This window comes from Hoeflea sp. BAL378 (assembly GCF_000759435.1).
Lineage (GTDB): Bacteria > Pseudomonadota > Alphaproteobacteria > Rhizobiales > Rhizobiaceae > Hoeflea.
Genome location: NZ_JRJG01000269.1, coordinates 1 through 265 on the forward strand (window position 1 = coordinate 1; position 265 = coordinate 265).

1 protein-coding gene is annotated in these 265 nt (G+C 72.5%); it reads left to right on the forward strand.

Translation table 11 applies throughout. The annotated features are described in order from the left end of the window. Positions 1 to 265, forward strand: a 265-nt coding sequence (locus LL06_RS26140) for an SDR family NAD(P)-dependent oxidoreductase (RefSeq protein ID WP_035534030.1), incomplete at both ends; no start/stop codon positions are given.

Genomic DNA, 265 nt, shown 5'->3' on the forward strand with positions numbered 1-265 from the left:
CGAGGGCGTGCACTACATCGCCGCCGACGTCACCACGGCGGAGGGCTGCGCCCGTGTGGCCGGGGAAGTGGGCGACCGCTTCGGCGGCGTCGATGTCATCGTCCATGTGGTGGGCGGATCCTCCGCTCCGTCGGGCGGGTTCGCAGCCCTCGACGACGCCGCGTGGCAGGCGGAACTCGCCCTCAACCTGATGCCGGCGGTGCGGCTCGACCGGGCGCTCGTGCCCGGCATGATCGCCCGGGAGAAGGGCGTGATCGTCCACATC